General features: G+C 48.6%; 16 protein-coding genes. 12 read left to right on the forward strand and 4 right to left on the reverse strand.

What is annotated here, in order from left to right; translation table 11 throughout:
- The first annotated feature begins 119 nt into the window (after positions 1-119).
- Both rlmN and AC58PV_RS14750 read left to right on the forward strand, forming a co-directional pair.
- A complete protein-coding gene (gene rlmN / locus AC58PV_RS14745; protein ID WP_068666745.1) occupies positions 120-1,202 on the forward strand; it encodes a dual-specificity RNA methyltransferase RlmN in 1,083 nt (360 codons plus the stop codon).
- A gap of 461 nt (positions 1,203-1,663) precedes the next feature.
- Complete coding sequence (locus AC58PV_RS14750; protein WP_497432978.1) at positions 1,664-2,341, forward strand: stalk domain-containing protein; 678 nt, start codon at positions 1,664-1,666, stop codon at positions 2,339-2,341.
- 50 nt (positions 2,342-2,391) lie between these two features.
- Here AC58PV_RS14750 and AC58PV_RS14755 read toward each other — a convergent pair whose 3' ends face one another.
- From AC58PV_RS14755 to AC58PV_RS14765, 3 genes are all read right to left on the reverse strand, one after another.
- Positions 2,392-2,892 (reverse strand): hypothetical protein, encoded by a 501-nt coding sequence (locus AC58PV_RS14755; protein WP_497433110.1) that lies wholly within the window; start codon positions 2,890-2,892, stop codon positions 2,392-2,394.
- 445 nt (positions 2,893-3,337) lie between these two features.
- Entirely contained in the window at positions 3,338-4,726 is a 1,389-nt protein-coding gene (thrC, locus tag AC58PV_RS14760; protein WP_497432979.1) for a threonine synthase, read from the reverse strand.
- Positions 4,727-4,881: 155 nt separating this feature from the next.
- Positions 4,882-5,568, reverse strand: coding sequence for a hypothetical protein (locus tag AC58PV_RS14765; RefSeq protein WP_497432980.1), 687 nt, complete (start codon positions 5,566-5,568; stop codon positions 4,882-4,884).
- 179 nt (positions 5,569-5,747) lie between these two features.
- Here AC58PV_RS14765 and AC58PV_RS14770 point away from each other — a divergent pair, with 179 nt between their 5' ends.
- The 5 genes from AC58PV_RS14770 (at position 5,748) to AC58PV_RS14790 (ending at position 11,381) form a co-directional block, all read left to right on the forward strand.
- Entirely contained in the window at positions 5,748-7,493 is a 1,746-nt protein-coding gene (locus AC58PV_RS14770; protein ID WP_497432981.1) for an ABC transporter ATP-binding protein, read from the forward strand.
- A gap of 18 nt (positions 7,494-7,511) precedes the next feature.
- Positions 7,512-9,260 carry an ABC transporter ATP-binding protein gene (locus AC58PV_RS14775; RefSeq protein WP_497432982.1) on the forward strand — a complete coding sequence of 583 codons (1,749 nt, stop codon included), beginning with the start codon at positions 7,512-7,514 and terminating at the stop codon, positions 9,258-9,260.
- 916 nt (positions 9,261-10,176) lie between these two features.
- A complete protein-coding gene (locus AC58PV_RS14780) occupies positions 10,177-10,497 on the forward strand; it encodes an ArsR/SmtB family transcription factor (protein ID WP_497432983.1) in 321 nt (106 codons plus the stop codon).
- Positions 10,490-10,933: an SRPBCC family protein gene (locus tag AC58PV_RS14785; protein WP_497432984.1), complete on the forward strand. Its 444-nt coding sequence runs from the start codon at positions 10,490-10,492 to the stop codon at positions 10,931-10,933. Before AC58PV_RS14780 ends, AC58PV_RS14785 begins: the two co-directional genes overlap by 8 nt.
- Before the next feature lie 13 nt (positions 10,934-10,946).
- Positions 10,947-11,381 carry a cupin domain-containing protein gene (locus AC58PV_RS14790; protein ID WP_497432985.1) on the forward strand — a complete coding sequence of 145 codons (435 nt, stop codon included), beginning with the start codon at positions 10,947-10,949 and terminating at the stop codon, positions 11,379-11,381.
- 71 nt (positions 11,382-11,452) lie between these two features.
- Here AC58PV_RS14790 and AC58PV_RS14795 read toward each other — a convergent pair whose 3' ends face one another.
- Positions 11,453-12,643, reverse strand: a complete 1,191-nt coding sequence (locus AC58PV_RS14795) for an MFS transporter (protein ID WP_497432986.1) — start codon at positions 12,641-12,643, stop codon at positions 11,453-11,455.
- A gap of 240 nt (positions 12,644-12,883) precedes the next feature.
- Here AC58PV_RS14795 and AC58PV_RS14800 point away from each other — a divergent pair, with 240 nt between their 5' ends.
- The 5 genes from AC58PV_RS14800 to AC58PV_RS14820 all read left to right on the forward strand — a co-directional run bounded on the left by AC58PV_RS14800 (position 12,884) and on the right by AC58PV_RS14820 (position 16,787).
- Positions 12,884-13,327 carry a MarR family winged helix-turn-helix transcriptional regulator gene (locus AC58PV_RS14800; RefSeq protein ID WP_497432987.1) on the forward strand — a complete coding sequence of 148 codons (444 nt, stop codon included), beginning with the start codon at positions 12,884-12,886 and terminating at the stop codon, positions 13,325-13,327.
- 110 nt (positions 13,328-13,437) lie between these two features.
- The gene (locus AC58PV_RS14805; protein ID WP_497432988.1) at positions 13,438-14,397 is read left to right on the forward strand and encodes a ring-cleaving dioxygenase; all 960 of its coding nucleotides are present in this window, start codon (positions 13,438-13,440) and stop codon (positions 14,395-14,397) included.
- A complete protein-coding gene (locus AC58PV_RS14810; protein WP_497432989.1) occupies positions 14,394-15,002 on the forward strand; it encodes an alpha/beta hydrolase in 609 nt (202 codons plus the stop codon). The genes AC58PV_RS14805 and AC58PV_RS14810 overlap by 4 nt, the downstream gene beginning before the upstream one ends.
- A gap of 31 nt (positions 15,003-15,033) precedes the next feature.
- The gene (locus AC58PV_RS14815) at positions 15,034-15,645 is read left to right on the forward strand and encodes a flavin reductase family protein (RefSeq protein WP_497433111.1); all 612 of its coding nucleotides are present in this window, start codon (positions 15,034-15,036) and stop codon (positions 15,643-15,645) included.
- A 518-nt stretch (positions 15,646-16,163) separates the two neighbouring features.
- A complete protein-coding gene (locus AC58PV_RS14820; RefSeq protein ID WP_497432990.1) occupies positions 16,164-16,787 on the forward strand; it encodes a TetR/AcrR family transcriptional regulator in 624 nt (207 codons plus the stop codon).
- The last annotated feature ends 13 nt before the right edge of the window (positions 16,788-16,800 follow it).

Here is a 16,800-nt window from a genome sequence, read left to right on the forward strand (position 1 = left end):
AATGATAGGCTTCCCTTGTGTTCAGGGAGGATTTTTGGCACAATATGAACTATATGGTACGCTTCGGCTGCTTAGAAGAACTGGACTGCATGTGATAGTCTTGAAAAGAGGATAACGGAATGAAACTTTCGTCCATTTATGGATTAACTTTTGATCAACTGGTCGCTTGGCTAGCCGAAAAAGGCTACAAAAAGTCGCGCGCCCTGCAAGTATGGGACTGGCTGTATCGCAAGCGGGTTGCTTCGTTCGCGGAAATGACGGACGTGAAAGAGGATTGCTTGGCCACATTAAGTGAGCACTATGCGATTCATACTTTGAATGAGCATACGCGGCAGGAGTCAGCGGACGGCACGATGAAATTCCTGTTCAAGCTCTCGGACGGCAATTTGATCGAAACGGTCCTGATGCGGCATAAATTCGGCTTGTCCGTCTGTGTGACGACGCAAGTAGGCTGCAACATTGGCTGCAGCTTCTGTGCGAGTGGCTTATTGGCTAAGAGCCGCGATTTGTCCGCCGCGGAAATCGTGGAACAAATTATGAAAGTCCAATTTCATTTGGACGCTATGGGCAAAGCGGAGCGCGTTAGCCATATCGTGGTGATGGGGATTGGCGAGCCGTTCGATAACTTCGTGAATATGGTTGATTTTATCCGCGTTGTGAAGGATCAGAAGGGTCTGGATATTGCGGCACGCCATATTACCGTATCGACTAGCGGTCTCGCTGGTAAAATCAAGGAGTTCGCGGACTCCGACTTGAAAGTGAATCTAGCGATTTCCTTGCATGCGCCAACGAACGAACTTCGTACACGCATCATGAAGATCAACAAAGCGATTCCAATCGAGACGTTAATGGAAGCGATTGAGTACTATTTGGAGAAAACGAATCGTCGTATTACGCTGGAGTATATTTTGCTCAAAGACGTGAACGATGGCAGAGAACATGCCCTTCAACTAGCTGAACTGATTGGGCATATCCGCCAGCTGGCGAATGTGAACTTGATTCCGTACAATCCGGTGGATGAGCACAGCCAATATCAGCGGAGTGAGCGCGAATCGGTGCGTGCCTTCTACGACACGCTCAAGAAGCAAGGCATCTCTTGCAGCGTGCGATTGGAGCACGGGACGGACATTGATGCCGCATGTGGACAGCTGCGAAGCAAACAAATCAAGAAGTCCACAGGGGATAGCGTTGTGGCGGGATAATAGAGGGACCTGTGAATGAGGAGCATTCACAGGTCTTTTTGTATGCCGAGTGATTGGCCACGGCCGCGGCGCAAATAACTGGATTTCCTGCAGCTAATTCAAGCGAAATCGCGGCTTTTTCTGAAATAACTGGATTTCCTCCAGCTATTTTCGGCCAACCTCGCGAAAAGGGACATATCCGGCGGAATTAGATGTAGAAAATCCAGGTAAACTCCCCGAAGGCTTGTTTTGCTCGAAAATAGATGCAGAAAATCCAGCTAATGCTCAAAACTCTAGAGCTGGGAAGCCAAAGGAACCCAGCAGAAAGGAGGAACGAGCACTTCCATGAGACGTTGGGGGTGCTTTTTGCTTACATTTTGATGCTGAGGTGGACAATCGTGGCATACACTGACTATATACGATCCATAATGTCATCCTGCTCTGTACAACTTCTTGAAAGTGACTAGAAGGGAGTGGTGAATTTGAACAAATGGTTGCTCGCTATAACCTGTTGCGTGGCATTATTCACTGCGACGGCTGTCTTCGCATCCGATACTATTCAGATAGGCAGGCAAGTGAAGGTCAATGGCAAAGTGCTCGACACTCAAGTCGAAGTTACCAGTGACGGGACCACGTTAAGCTCAACTCGGGCGATCGCGGAAGCGCTTGGTGCCAAGGTGTCTTGGAACGAATCAAGGAACACGGTTGACATTCATCGCGCGGATAGTACGATGACGTTCGATGATAACCAAGGGACGTACGCCAATTATGTATCCTTGCTGCTTCAAGGTAGATACAGTTTGAGAGTTGAAATGATTGGAAAGAACCTCGGGGCTCGTTCAGATACGATGGTCGTATTTGCAGATGGGTATGTGGATGTACCGGAAAATACGGATTATCAGAAATTGTTCCTCTTACTGCTAGCGGATCAATTAGGGGATCTACCATTAGGCAACAAGCAAGTCGAGTTCTGGTCGAATAAAGAACTTGCCCAAACTTATGTAGCTGGGAAGTATAAGAATGATCGATTAGAAGGATGGTCGGGGATGGATGCTAGGTTTGGTCTGTTAACGAAGGAGGGAGGCAACCTATCGCTTTCCCATATTCTGAGTGTTCATGAGCGTGACAGCGTCTCGATTGGCAAATATAAGCCCCAATAACACCAAAAGCCGTCCTTGCAGGGAACCTGCGGACGGCTTTCTCATTGCGATTAGTTGCGGCTGCGTACGATCATCATAAGGCCGCCTACGACGATCAGCCCAATGGCGATGATGGAATTGTTATGGAAGAGCGTCCCGAAGATGGAACTGATGGAGAAGATCGCGAAGAACAGCAGCGACATCACGGTTAGGATGTTAATCGGAATAAGCAAAAACTTATTACGACCGCCGAACCAGTACAGTTCGAACAGGCCGACAGCCACAGCGAGCATGAAACCTGGCCACATCAAGTGCCAAATGTCAAAAAGCGCGGAGATTTGGCACACGATACCTGCCGTTAGTAGAATACCGCCTGGAACTAGCACGCCTACGCCGCGTCGTTGCATGATGAAGAAGTACAACCAGTGGAAGAACACCCCGACGGGAATAACGAAAAGTGTCGGCCAGAAGTATTCGAAGATAGTGCCTGAGCTGAACGATACATCCCCTTTTAGAAACATAAAAACACCTAGCAGAATCAGGATCGGGCCTAGAAAGGCGCTTCGATTCATATTCATAGTCAATTTGTTCACTCCTATTATTTGGATTCATTACTCTAAGAATACCATGATAGGGTACAAGTGTCTTCCGACTATAGGGAAGGTCGAAGATCGGTCTGAGGACTGATTTAACTGGAAAAAGTACAGCTAAACTTGCCGCTTTCCTCGCTTTCGGAACCTTAACTGTATTTCCTGTAGTTAATTGGACCGTATCTAGCTGCCTAGGCACGAATATGGCGATTTTAACTGTAGGTTTTCCATCTAATCGTCCAGCTGGAGTGAAAATCGCGGAAATAGCTGGAGGTTTTCCAGTTAATCCTGCTGGTCGACTACAAAGTTGCTGCTAGGAGGAGGAGGAGATGGCCATTGAGGGGATCCCCGCCACCAAAAAAGCCCTCCTTCCACGGCGTGGAGGAAAGGCTTCTAAACAAGGGGCAGAAGCCCCCATATACGCTTACTAGAAGAACTTCACGAGCTCATCCTTGATCTCGTCGTTCGAACCGCCAACCACCTTCTGGAACTGTGGTTTGTCGAACAGCGCTTGGATTTGCTCCGGATACGTCTGAGCAATTCCGCGCAAGCGGATCGACTCATCGAACTTTGCCGGATGCGCCGTGGACAAGGACACCGTTACCTCGCCAGCGACGGCGAGCTTATCGGCAGCTGCGACACCGCACGCGGTGTGCGGATCAAGCAGGTACTCGTACTTCGCGTGGTAGTCGCTGATCGTGTCGAGACACTCGTCGTTCTTCACGCCGTACGCAGCGAAATCAGCCTGTACAGTCTTCAGCTTGTCGGCTGGGATGACGACGCGGCCTTCGGCCTTGAACTGCTCCATGATCGCGTTAACAGCTGCAGCGTCTTCGCCGTAAAGATAGAACAAGTAGCGCTCGAAGTTACTCGCGACTTGGATGTCCATGGACGGGCTATACGTACCGCGGAACTCGCCTGGTTGATACACGCCTTCTTGTACGAATTTCTCAAGAATATTGTTTTCATTCGTAGCAAGAATAAGCTTGTTGATGGGAAGCCCCATTTTCTGAGCTAAGTAGCCAGCGAAGATATCGCCAAAGTTCCCCGTCGGCACGCTGAAATTCACCTTAGCAGCCTGCCCCTCTTGTGGCAGTTGGAAATAAGCGTAGAAATAATACACCGTTTGTGCCAAAATGCGGGCAATGTTGATCGAGTTAATCGCACGCAAATGGTAGCGATGCTTGAACTCAACGTCTGCGAAAAGCTCCTTGATAATGCGTTGGCAATCATCGAAGGTACCTTCAACGGAAAGATTCAATACATTCTCGTCATTGACGGTTGTCATTTGAAGTTCTTGTACCTTGCTGACCTTTTGGTGCGGATGCAGGATACAAATGCGGATGCCTTCTTTACCGCGAACTCCCTCGATGGCCGAAGCCCCTGTATCACCGGAAGTGGCTCCGAGGATGTGGATGATGGAATTCGTTTTGCGTGAAACGTACGAATATAGGTTACCAAGGAATTGCAACGCAATATCCTTGAACGCAAATGTAGGTCCGTGGAACAATTCTAGCACGTACGTGTCATCGCTTAGGCGCTTGACGGGTGTAACCGCTTCGTCACGGAACGTTGCATAGCTTTCATCAACGAGCTTCTTTAGCTCATCGCGTGGAATTTCGTTGTTCACAAACAGTGAGAAAATTTCGAGCGCTAGCTCTGAGTAGGAGAGCTTTGACCAGCTTTGAAGTGTGTCAGCAGATAGCTGCGGGATGTGTTTCGGTACGAGTAGACCGCCGTCATTGGCCAATCCCATCAGGATCGCATCGATGAAGCCGATAGGTTCTACTTTGCCGCGAGTGCTAATGTATTCCATAGGAGTCCCCTTATACGATTGAATTTTCAGTTATTGTACCAAAAAACGGAACATTTGGACAGTGTACATCCATCACATAGGCGTCCCCTTCCAAACAAAAACAGGCTGCCCCACAAGGACGGCCCGAAATTTTTACATATAAGTGTGTTCGAATTCTACTCTTCTGTAGCAGCTACAACGATTTTCCAAGCGTTGCTAATCGGCGGCAAGCTTTTGGTCATCATAGGCCCATAAAATCCGATAACGTTCGCGCCTTTAACCAACGCGGATTTGTCAATGGGGATACCCTTACCGTCTACGATGGCTGTGTCTGCACCCACTGTAAGAACAACCTCATCTGGCGCATCTTCCGTAAGTCCCTCACCTTTGACAAGAAGGCTGCCATTTTCACGTACAACTTCTATGACGCCAGACGTACCTAAAGCACCCTTATGAGCTGCCGTATCAAGCACTGTGATGTTGGAAGCAGATGTCTGGGGTGGCAAGCTCAACGTCATTGCTAAGGAATGATCCGCAGTAATCGTTAATCCAAAGTGAAGGTCAGCAAATGTCAGCTTCGTGCCGTTAAGCATTTGGTAGGTGGTATCAGGGCCGACATTGAGAACAATTCCATCTACTCCTGTACCCTGTATGTGAATTTGTGCGGTATCTCCCGTTGTGCGAATGGAGGTAATGACACCGGTCGAGTGCATTTGCTTAATGGCTTCTTTCATTGCGCTCCCGCTAAGGTCTCCTACGGCTGTATTGGGCTCCATTGCTTCTGTAGTACCTGCATAAGTTGCTCCTATTGTCAGCATGCTGGATAGGGTGAGGATCGCTAGTGTTTTTTTCATCAATTTCATCGTTGTTCTCTTCCTTTCTATATGCGAATATGGTAAGATTCTGTTCTCATGATGTTCGTATCTGTGAGGAGGTTGCAGACGAGCCAGAAAGTTTCTTTTTAACAAAGGTCGGGTGTGGACTTCACTTCGCTTAAACTATAGAATCAATGAGTGTGCCAAGAAATTGTAAAGAGGTGGTAATGTTGTCTTTTGTTATGAAGCTTCGTTGGTTTTTCAAAGAGAGATGGAAGTATTATGTGCTCGCAGTCTCCCTCTTAATCGGTGTTAATATCTTAGCGACGATTCCGCCAAAAATGATCGGGAATATCATTGACCATATTCGTGTGGGGAATTTAACAGCTTCCGGGCTTCATTATACGGTTTACCTGCTGATTGGGCTTTCGCTGCTTCTGTATGTCATGACCTATTTGTGGATCACGAACTTATTCGGCAACTCCGCTTTGGTGGAGAAGCTGCTTCGTGGGCGCTTATTAACGCATTTGTCCAAAATGTCGCCGCCCTTCTTCCAACGCAACACGACGGGACAGCTGATGGCGCTGGCGACGAATGATATCCTAGCCATTGGTCAAACCTCCGGGTACGGGGTGATGACGCTCGTCTCTACCATCGTGGGGGCGTCCGTTGTCATCATTACGATGGTGTCGCTAATCTCTTTCAAATTAATGCTTGCGGCGTTAATACCGTTGCCATTTCTAGCTGTCATGATTAATTTGTTAGGCAAAAAGGTACGTGCGCGCTTCCTGGCGGCTCAAGCTTCCTTCGGTGCCATGAATGATCATGCGCTGGAATCGATCTCCGGTATTCGAGTGATTCGTTCTTATGTGCAAGAAGCGCACGATTTAAAAGCCTTTGATGAAGTCACATCGGATGTGATGCACAAAAACCGCCGTGTCTCCATGCTCAATGCACTGTTCCAACCCTTAACCTCGTTGATCGTTGGACTCAGTTATTCAATCGGCATCGGGTACGGGTCGTATCTCATGTTCCAAGGTGAAATCACGCTCGGACAGCTGATTTCCTTCAATATTTACCTCGGTATGCTCATCTGGCCGATGATTTCCTTCGGCGAGTTTATTAACGTTCTGCAACGCGGCAGCGCCTCGGCAGATCGTCTCGATAAGGCACTGACGCAGCAAGCGGATATTGTGGACGCTGAGCAGGTTGTCCATGTCGCTGTGCCTGAGCGCATCGAGATGAACGATCTGACGTTCACCTATCCAACTGCGAATCATCCGAGTCTTGTTCATGTTTCCTTCGAGTTGACGCGGGGGCAGACGCTTGGGATCGTAGGCAGGACGGGAAGCGGGAAGTCTACACTTCTGAAGCAACTGCTTCGCCAATATCCGATTGAGCCAGGAAAGTTAACTATCTCAGGTGTACCCATTGAGCAAATCGCCATCGATCAAATCAAACGTTGGGTCGCTTACGTGCCACAGGAACATCTACTGCTGTCCAAATCCATACGCGACAATGTCGCATTAGGCAAACATACGGCTTCGCCAGAAGAGATTGCGCGCGCCGTGGAGATGGCTTCTTTTACCCAAGATATTGCCCAAATGCCAGATGGTTTAGCCACCATTGTAGGTGAGAATGGCGTGATGCTATCCGGCGGACAGAAGCAACGTCTAGCGATTGCGCGTGCGCTGTTGATTGATTCGGAGATTTTGCTGCTCGATGACTCGCTTTCTGCGGTAGATGCACGTACGGAAAGTCGCATTCTCCAGCATATCCGCAAGGAACGTGCAGGGCGTACGACGCTCATTTCCACACACCGACTCTCTGCGGTGAGCCATGCGAACTGGATTCTCGTTCTTGATGAGGGCAGAGTCATTGAAGAGGGCACCCATGAGGAGCTCATGCAGTTCGGTGGCTGGTACCGTGAACAGTGGGATCGTCAACAGATGGAAGCCAGTCTCGAGGAATGAGAAAGGAGGACGATTATCATGTCTAAACCGACCACGGCCAGACGACTTATGTCTTACGCACTCGTCTACAAGTTCAGAATTCTCGGAGCGCTGCTCATTCTTTGCTGTTCAGTAGCTGCCGAGCTGGGCGGGCCTTATATAACGAAAACGATTATTGATAAGTATCTCTCCACCGGTGTGCATGAAATGGCGCCAGTGCTTAAGCTGCTCGGCCTCTATATGGGCCTTTTGGTAACAGCTGGACTATGTAATTACTCTCAAGCGTATATCCTGCAATCTACGGCTTTGCAAATCATTAAGAACATGCGGATGGACCTAATGGGCCACATTCAGCGTATATCGCTGCGTTATTTCGATAACACGCCGATCGGGCAAGTCGTATCTCGTATCGCCAACGATACAGAAGCTGTTCGTGATCTGTTCATGAGTTTCATGGCCACATTCGTTGTCAGTATGCTGCAACTGATCGGGATTTATGTTGCGCTTTTCCTGCTGGATTGGCGTCTAGCTATGTTCTGCTTGGTATTGCCGCCGATTTTTGTGGTGATTATGTATGTTCATCTTAAATATTCGAAGATTTTCATCACCATCATGCGTGCTAGACTTAGCGATATGAACGCGATGATCAACGAATCGATCGTTGTGATGCCGATTATTCAAGCTTTTCGCCGCGAGAAAGTCACGCTGGATGAATTCGAAGTACTGAACATGGATCGTTATGTGAACCAACGGAAGCAATTTCAAATTTACGGCCTTTCCACACGGAATGTGGTTGGGACGATCGGCAGCTTGGTGACGGCGATGGTGATTTGGTACTTTGGCGGAAAATCCTTAGAGGCCGCTATTTCATTCGGGGTGTTTTATGCGTTCATCGATTACTTAGGTCGGGTTTTTCAGCCGATCATTGGGATTTTCGATCAGTTGACGAATGCGCAGCGGGCTTTTGTATCCGCGGAAAAGGTGTTCACGATTCTTGACATGGAAGGTCAAGATGTAGAGAAGGTTGGCCACGTACAGCGCCCTGAGGGCATCGTGAAGTTCGACCATGTCACCTTTGCTTATAAGGAAGGGGAGAACGTCTTGAAGGACATCTCCTTTGAGGCGCGAAAAGGGGAAACGATCGCTCTTGTCGGGCATACCGGCTCTGGCAAAAGCTCGATTCTGAACCTGCTCCTGGGCTTCTACGAGCCCGCTGAAGGCGCGATTACGATTGATGGCCACGACATCAAGGGGATGTCTAAGCAAGCGCTGCGCAAGCATATGGGGATCGTGCTGCAGGATCCGTTCCTGTTCGCAGGGGACATCAAGTTCAACGTCAGCTTGTACAACCAGGATATCTCGTTCGATAGAGTGAAAGCTGCGCTGCACGATGTTGGCGCTGCTGGCTTCATCGAGCAGCTGCCGAACGGCTACGACGAGCAAGTCGTCGAGCGGGGGAGCACGCTGTCCTCCGGCCAGCGGCAGTTGATCTCGTTCGCGCGCGCGCTGGCGTTCGATCCGTCGATTCTGATCCTCGATGAGGCGACAGCCTCCATCGACAGTGAGACGGAAGGACTCATCCAGCGTGCACTGAAGGTTGTAAGCGAAGGGCGGACGACACTCGTCATCGCGCATCGGTTGTCCACGATCCGCGATGCGGATCAAATTCTTGTGCTGCACCGCGGCGAGATCGCCGAGCGGGGCAATCACGAGACGCTCATGGCGCTAGGCGGGCGCTATGCGAAAATGTACCAACTGCAGAAGGGTTCATCTGCAGTTGTAGGGTAAGGAAAGGCGCTTCCTCGGTTGCTGAGGAAGCGCCTTTTGGTATGTGGCGTGCCGCGGGAGCTTAGGCTAGCCTATCTCACGCAGGATGCGCTATACTCCTGAGCACCCCAATTCCGCCTGAGGATGATCATCTCCGAATGAGGGTGACCTGGCCTCACACCGTAATCCGTGACAAATTGGATTAACTGGAAAACCTCCATCTATTTTCACGATTTTTGCTCCAATTGAACGATTAGATGGAATACCTCCAGTTAAAGTTGCAGGTTTCGAGCTACACAGCTAGATACGGTCAAATTAACTACAGAAAATACAGTTAAGTTATAGAAAGCGAGGTAAATGGCGAAATTAGCTGTACTTTTTACAGTTAACATGTGGGGAGTGGCAGAGTCAAGGTAGGGAGGTAGGGGAAGTAGTAAAAGTAAATGATGAGTAGAAGTAGAAGTAGAAGTAGAAGTAGAAGTAGAAGCTGAAGTAACAGTACCAATGGAGATGCTTCTAGCTGAATGGAGCGAAACAGTCTTAATGCTAATTTGTTTAAAACACGTATCTCAACAGAGCTCTAACCCACCAATTTACGATATCCAGTCGAAACATGGTAACCCACTATATACACCAGCATCATGATCAATTCCGCTAACATCCGGCAACCATCTTCTCCACGTCTACCAGTATCACAATCCTATAACACCCTGCTATATCACAACCCGACTATACAATCCTGTACCTCTCTGCTGCATCACACCGCCACACAAGCCTGCTCTTACTATTTTCGCATAATTATTCCCCTTAATTACAACGCAAACCTGGTTCAAAGTTGTTTTCAGATACCGTCCTTAACCGTCGATTGCGCAGAAAGGATGTAATATTTTACAATTTTTGTTTGACATGCAACTAAATTGTTGCATATAATAGGCGCATGGACAAACTGTTTAAAGCACTTGCAGACGGAACGCGCAGAGAATTATTAGACATCTTGTTCGTGAGTAACGGACTATCCTTAACAGAGCTCTGTCAGCAAATGACGATGAGTCGCCAAGCGGTTACGAAGCACCTTTTGCTGCTGGAGGAGGCAAATCTGGTTACAGTCACCTGGCATGGCCGCGAGAAACTTCATTATCTGAACCCGGTACCGATCGGGGAGATCTATCATCGCTGGATCGGAAAGTTTGATCAACGTCGCATTGAGGCGTTAACCAATTTGAAGCTAGCCTTAGAGGAGGATTCGAATCATGAATAAGAAGTCTTTCGTTTATGTGACATACATTGCAACAACGCCAGAGAAGCTATGGGCAGCCTTAACGAGCAGTGAGTTTACAAAGCAGTATTTTTTTGGTCGTGAAATCATTTCAGATTGGCAAGTAGGTTCGAGCTTCCACTTAATGAATAAAGACAAGACGGAACATTACGGTGAAGTTCTTGTCTATGAGCCTTATAGCTTGCTCGCGATTACGTGGAGCGTCAAGGATGCGGACGGCGATCGGATGTCCAATGTGACATATGAATTAACACCATTGAACGGTACGATCAAGCTAACACTCCGCCATGAGGAGCTGTTAGAACAGGATATTCGTAAGGATGAGGGTAAAATCGAAGGATTTAACAACGGCTGGCCTGTCATTCTCAGCAATTTGAAGAGTCTACTCGAAACAGGCAAAACGCTGCCAGCGTTCTAAAGGAGGACAAGAGATGAGCATAAATCAACTGAATTACTCGGTTAGTAACGCAGGTGCATTTTCTGAATTTGCAAGTGTAACGAAAGGCAGCTTAAAGGGTAAAGTCTTTCTAAAAGATGCCCTACAACTGACGAGTATGGAAGTTTCACTTAATCACTTACCCCCGAAGGGGGAAGTCCCCTTTTATCACAAGCACCAACAGAATGAAGAGCTCTACATTTTTCTTCAAGGACAGGGCCAAGTACAAGTGGACGGAAACGAAATAGATGTGCGCGAAGGCACGTCCGTTCGCATCGCACCTGATGGTGTGAGAGGGTTGCGGAATACGTCGGGGACAGAAGGTCTGCATTTTATTGTCATTCAAGCCAAGGAGAACAGTCTCACACAGTGGGTGGAGGCAGATGGAATCATTCTGGATCAGCCCGTCGAATGGGATAACAAGCGTTAGTTGTTTACAATAAAAAATCAGCGGCAAGCTAAGACTATATGATCTAGTCCTAGCTTGCCGCTGATTCATTACTACACCTTGTGGTCCCGCAGGTAAGCCCACAGCATCAACACAAAACCCGCCCCGGTCAATCCAGCACCGATCCAAGGCAACGAAGACAAACCGATGTGCGTAATCGCCCAACCGCCGAGGAAAGCACCGCCCGCATTACCGAGATTCAACGCAGAATGCGTTGAGGTGGCTGCCAGCTCTGGTGCGTCTTTGGCCAGATTCATGATACGGATCTGCAGCCCTGGCAAAATCCCGAACGCGGCGATGCCCCATATGAATATGGTGATAATCGCAGCTACCGGGAATTGGTCCGTATATGCGAATACGGCTAGAATTAGCGCTAACGCTGCGAAGTTGCCGATCAAGGACGGCATGAGCTTCCAGTCTGCCATTTTGCCACCAACAATGTTGCCTAAGGTAACACCAAAGCCGAACAAGATGAGAATCCACGTTACGCTGCTCTCTTTAAACCCTGTGATGTTGATGAGGATAGGCGCGATGTAGGTGAATACGGCGAACAAACTGCTGCATCCTAACGCACCGATTAGAAAGACAAGCAGTAATCGCGGCTGTAATAGAGCGCGAACCTGCCGCATAAGGCTGCTATCCGTTTTCTGAGTAATCTTTGGAATAAAGATGAGGATACCAATGAAAGAGATAATCCCCATAATCACGACGGAACCGAAGGATGCCCGCCAGCCGAGATGTTGACCGATGTAGGTGCCAAGCGGTACGCCAAGAATATTCGCGATAGTTAGTCCCGCCATCATGACCGAAATAGCACTGGCTCTCTTCTCAGGCCGAACCAGATTCGCCGCGATCACAGAGCCGACTCCGAAGAAGGTTCCGTGAGCCAAAGCAGTGATCAATCTAGCTACGAGTACGATGCCATAAGACGGAGCTAGCGCAGCTAAGCCATTGCCTAGGATGAAGATGAGCAACAGTATGAGTAGAAGGCGCTTCTGGGGAAGCTTATGGGTCAACATAGCGAGGATCGGAGCACCGAATGCCACGCCAAGTGCATAGCCCGTGATCAATTGTCCCGCTTGCGAAATGCTAACATTCAAGTCATCTGCCACATTGGGCAGAATTCCCATAATAACGAACTCCGTCATACCGATGGCGAAGGCGCCGACCGTTAGAGAGAAAAGGGAGATAGGGAACCGCTCTTTCACGGTGGCTGTCCCTTGTAAAGCTTGTGAAGTATTCATAATTCCGTAGAACCCACCTTTCTATCTTAAAGGTTTAATCATACCACGATACGTGCGGGAAAAGATGTGACAGTCTGTTCATGATTTTTCCAAATATATAGGAAGGCTGACAAGGGCACACTAAATTAGCCTATATAAGGATAAGTTTTTTTCAAAAATACCTGTTGACTTTTATCTTTAAATAAAGTATCTTTAAATTAAGATAAACGAAGCAAACAAAAAGAAACGAGGTGAAGCGACATGAGCGAAGCAAGAAATCATTCTTTAGATCTCTACATTGCCCTTTCTAGAGCAAGTGAGTGGGTGAACGCCCACGGGGATCGAGATATTCGCAAACATGGACTGAACCGCACAGAGTTTGGTGTACTCGAACTGCTTTACCACAAGGGAGCGCAGGCGATTCAACAAATTGGCAGTAAAGTATTGATGAGCAGTGGGAACATTACCTATGTTGTCGATAAGTTAGTCAAGAAGGAATTCGTTATACGCAATACTTCGACGGAAGATCGCAGATTGATTTTTGCTGAAATTACGGAAAAAGGGAAACAATTTATTGAGGATGTTTTTCCTAAACACACGGAAGTGATCGAGAGCGCAGTGGCAGGATTAACAGACGAAGAGAAGCAGTTGGCAAGTCAACTGTTGAAGAAGCTTGGCAGGCATGCGCAGGAAGGTTTCAAGTAGTAATGAGCGGTAGGCAGCTCAGTACGAACGGACTTCCATGTTTGAAATAGCAATATCGCACGCAAACTATCTTAAAATAAAGATTCTTAAATATGAAGGAGTTGGCTATTATGACAACAACACAACAACAAACTGCAGGTATCCACCACATCACCGCTTTCGTACAACACGCACAGGCAACTGTCGATTTCTATGCAGGTATTCTAGGACTACGCTTGATCAAAAAAACAATCAATTTCGATGCACCAGAAGTGTACCATCTTTATTTCGGTAATGAAGCAGGCAGCCCAGGTACAATCATTACCTTCTTCCCTTACGCAGGATCCCGCAAAGGTCGGGTCGGCGGCGGTCAAGTCGGCATCACAACGTATGCCGTGCCAACAGGCAGTCTATCTTTCTGGGAAGCACGCCTAAGCCAATTCGATGTTGCTTATGAGAAAAATTCCCGATTTGGCGAAACGTATGTACAATTCAAAGACCCAGACGGTCTACGACTAGAGATTGTTGAGCGCGAGCAAGGTGCACCAAGTCAGTGGGCATTTGGCGGTGTGCCTGTGGATAAAGCGATCAAAGGCTTCGGCGGAGCTGTTCTCTACAGCACGGCACCTGACAAAACTTCGGCACTGCTCGTGAATGTCATGGGTCTGACAAAAGTAGGGCAAGAAGGCGCCTATGCACGATTCACTTCTTTCGGTGACTTGGGTAACATCATCGATATCAACGTAACGCCAATGGACTACGGCGCGGGCGGTGCGGGAACAGTCCACCATATCGCATGGCGGGCCAAAGACGATGCTGAGCACGCGCTATGGAGAAGCCACGTAGCGAGCAACGGTTACCACCCTACACCAATCGTGGATCGTCAATATTTCAACGCGATTTACTTCCGTGAAGAAGGCGGCATCCTGTTTGAAATTGCTACGGATCCTCCAGGATTCGCAAGAGATGAAGCACCAGAGGCGCTTGGTGAAAAATTAATGCTGCCAGAATGGTACGAAGCAAGCCGCGATCAAATCGTGAAAAATTTGCCGCCAATCGAAGTGCGGGTATTGGAAGGTGATGAGCAATGAGACATATCTTTCAGCAAGGATCTGATGTGACTGCACCCGTGCTCGTTCTGTTTCACGGAACGGGCGGGACAGAGCAAGACCTGCTCCCGTTGGCGCAGGCGATTTCACCAACTTCCTCCGTACTTAGCGTACGGGGGAACGTCCTAGAGAACGGCATGTCGCGGTTCTTCCGGCGACTGGCTGAGGGCGTCTTCGACGAGGAAGATCTTATCTTCCGTACGAAGGAAGTGTATGACTTCCTCGACGCCGCTGCCGTCGAGCATGGCTTCGATCGCAGCAACGTCGTGGCGATCGGCTACTCCAATGGCGCGAACATCGCGGGCAGCCTGCTGTTCCATTACCCGAATGCGCTTCGCGCAGCCATTCTGCATCATCCGATGGTGCCGCGGCGTGGCGTCACGCTTCCTGATCTGACAGACACCCCTGTATTCATCGGGGCTGGCAAGAACGACCCGATCTGCTCCCCTGAAGAGTCGGAGGAGTTAGAACGCCTGCTAAGCAATGCGGGATCGGATGTTCATGTGCACTGGGAAAATGCAGGCCATCAATTGACGCGCTCTGAGGTTTTTGCAGCAGCAGAGTGGTTCCAAGGAATCTCACTCTAATAGGTGAAGAGGGGGAATCGTCATGACCGCCATGCTAGGCATTGATCCATCCGCACAAAGCGAGCGAGAGAACTATAAGCTGCTGATTGGCAGCATTATTCCGAGGCCGATTGCTTTCGTCTCGACCTTATCTGCGGAAGGCGTGCTGAACGCTGCGCCTTTCAGCTATTTCACCATCGTGACGGCAGATCCGCCGATGGTTGCCGTTTCCGTGCAGCGGAAGCAGGGTGTCCGGAAGGACACCTCCCGCAACGCAGTCGATATAGGAGAATTCGTCGTGCATATTGCAGACGAATCCTATATCGACCAAATCAACCAGAGCGCCGCTGCGCTGCCGCCGGAGGAGAGCGAAGTGACGCTCGCGGGGCTAACGCCCGTCGCGAGCTCCCAAATCGGCGTTCCGGGCATCGCCGAAGCCAGCATCCGCATGGAATGCGTGCTGGAGCAGGTGATTCCGCTTGGCGGAACGCCAGATACACCTGCGGCAGATTTGTTAATCGGGCGTGTCGTTTATTTTCACATCGATGAAAACTTAGTTGACAACGGACGGATCGATCCGCAGGAGCTAAGGCCAGTAAGCCGATTAGCAGGCAATTCTTATGCGAAGCTTGGCGAGTTGTTTGAGATAGATCGCCCCGTATAAAGTAGAGATGAATCACCTTCGTTCTCGTGCAGAACGAGAGGCGATTCGTCTCTATTTTTGTTGGTGCGCAACGAGACGGTAAGCAGTGGGTGCGCACATTAGCGCTATGAAAACACTCTATTTGCTAGTCTAGAAGAGAAAACAGCAGAATAACGTTATCACTTAGCGTTATTTGATCTAATAGCCGTATTTCGCTCGTTTTGACAGAAATAACGTGATTTCACCACGCTATTTCTACGTGGAACCTGCCAAAGTAGGTAATAACGTTATGCCACCCCTCTATTTAAATTCAATCGTCATAGGAGCGCGGCATTACCCTGCTTAGTTGGGGGAGCGGCTGGCAGGCATCTGGCAAGTGAAGTAGCATATAATGAATGCTGTGGATGTTGAATGAAATGTGTCCGACCTGTGATCATTTAGCGGGTGGGGCCCTTTTTTTTATCCAAATAGCGTTGAAATGCCCAAGTGGGCACTGTATAATCCATCTATGACGTCAAAAAGTGAACAGGTGTTTATTAATGCAAATTTTAAAAGATGAAGTGAAAAACAGCATCCGCCAAGCAGCCTTGGCCGAGTTCAAGAAGCATGGCTACTTGAAAGCCTCTATTCGACAAATTGCAGATGCCGCAGGCATCACACCTGGCAACATCTATCGCTATTTCAAGAGCAAGGATGATCTGTTCGATGAGCTCATTCAACCTATTCAGGAGCAATTAGCTGAAGTACTGCGGGTGTGCAAGCAAGAGGTAGATAATACCCTGTGTACGGCCCTATCCGATCATTTGCTAATTCTGCGCCGAATCGATGCCTCGCTGATGCTGCTCTTCAAGGAGTCCAGTACGGAGCTTACCATTCTGCTGAATTTGAGCGAAGGCTCTCAATTTGCTTCGGCGAAACAAGACCTGATTACGCTGGTTCATCAGATTATCTCGGAAGTATTTACAGCGGAATTGGCACAAGCAGGCACACTATCTAACAAAGATCGGCTATCCGCACAGATGATTGCGACGATGATGATTGAGAGCATTTGCTTGATTTTGCGTGACCATGAAGATGGCGATACGATCAAAATGCTCGTTGATGAACTGTTGTACCTGTTTTGCGCGGGTATTTCAGAAAAAATAAAGTTAGCACAAGCATAAAATTTTTTGACTC

Source organism: Paenibacillus sp. J22FR83, assembly GCF_059691955.1.

Bases quoted from the DNA above. Each gene is read 5' to 3' on its own strand.
- AC58PV_RS14810 (WP_497432989.1), top strand. From the start codon at position 14,394: ATGAGACATATCTTTCAGCAAGGATCTGATGTGACTGCACCCGTGCTC.
- AC58PV_RS14785 (WP_497432984.1), top strand. From the start codon at position 10,490: ATGAATAAGAAGTCTTTCGTTTATGTGACATACATTGCAACAACGCCA.
- thrC (WP_497432979.1), bottom strand. From the start codon at position 4,726: ATGGAATACATTAGCACTCGCGGCAAAGTAGAACCTATCGGCTTCATC.
- AC58PV_RS14820 (WP_497432990.1), top strand. From the start codon at position 16,164: ATGCAAATTTTAAAAGATGAAGTGAAAAACAGCATCCGCCAAGCAGCC.
- AC58PV_RS14815 (WP_497433111.1), top strand. From the start codon at position 15,034: ATGCTAGGCATTGATCCATCCGCACAAAGCGAGCGAGAGAACTATAAG.
- AC58PV_RS14765 (WP_497432980.1), bottom strand. From the start codon at position 5,568: ATGAAATTGATGAAAAAAACACTAGCGATCCTCACCCTATCCAGCATG.
- AC58PV_RS14790 (WP_497432985.1), top strand. From the start codon at position 10,947: ATGAGCATAAATCAACTGAATTACTCGGTTAGTAACGCAGGTGCATTT.
- AC58PV_RS14795 (WP_497432986.1), bottom strand. From the start codon at position 12,643: ATGAATACTTCACAAGCTTTACAAGGGACAGCCACCGTGAAAGAGCGG.
- AC58PV_RS14805 (WP_497432988.1), top strand. From the start codon at position 13,438: ATGACAACAACACAACAACAAACTGCAGGTATCCACCACATCACCGCT.
- AC58PV_RS14775 (WP_497432982.1), top strand. From the start codon at position 7,512: ATGTCTAAACCGACCACGGCCAGACGACTTATGTCTTACGCACTCGTC.
- AC58PV_RS14770 (WP_497432981.1), top strand. From the start codon at position 5,748: ATGTTGTCTTTTGTTATGAAGCTTCGTTGGTTTTTCAAAGAGAGATGG.
- AC58PV_RS14755 (WP_497433110.1), bottom strand. From the start codon at position 2,892: ATGAATCGAAGCGCCTTTCTAGGCCCGATCCTGATTCTGCTAGGTGTT.
- rlmN (WP_068666745.1), top strand. From the start codon at position 120: ATGAAACTTTCGTCCATTTATGGATTAACTTTTGATCAACTGGTCGCT.
- AC58PV_RS14780 (WP_497432983.1), top strand. From the start codon at position 10,177: ATGGACAAACTGTTTAAAGCACTTGCAGACGGAACGCGCAGAGAATTA.
- AC58PV_RS14800 (WP_497432987.1), top strand. From the start codon at position 12,884: ATGAGCGAAGCAAGAAATCATTCTTTAGATCTCTACATTGCCCTTTCT.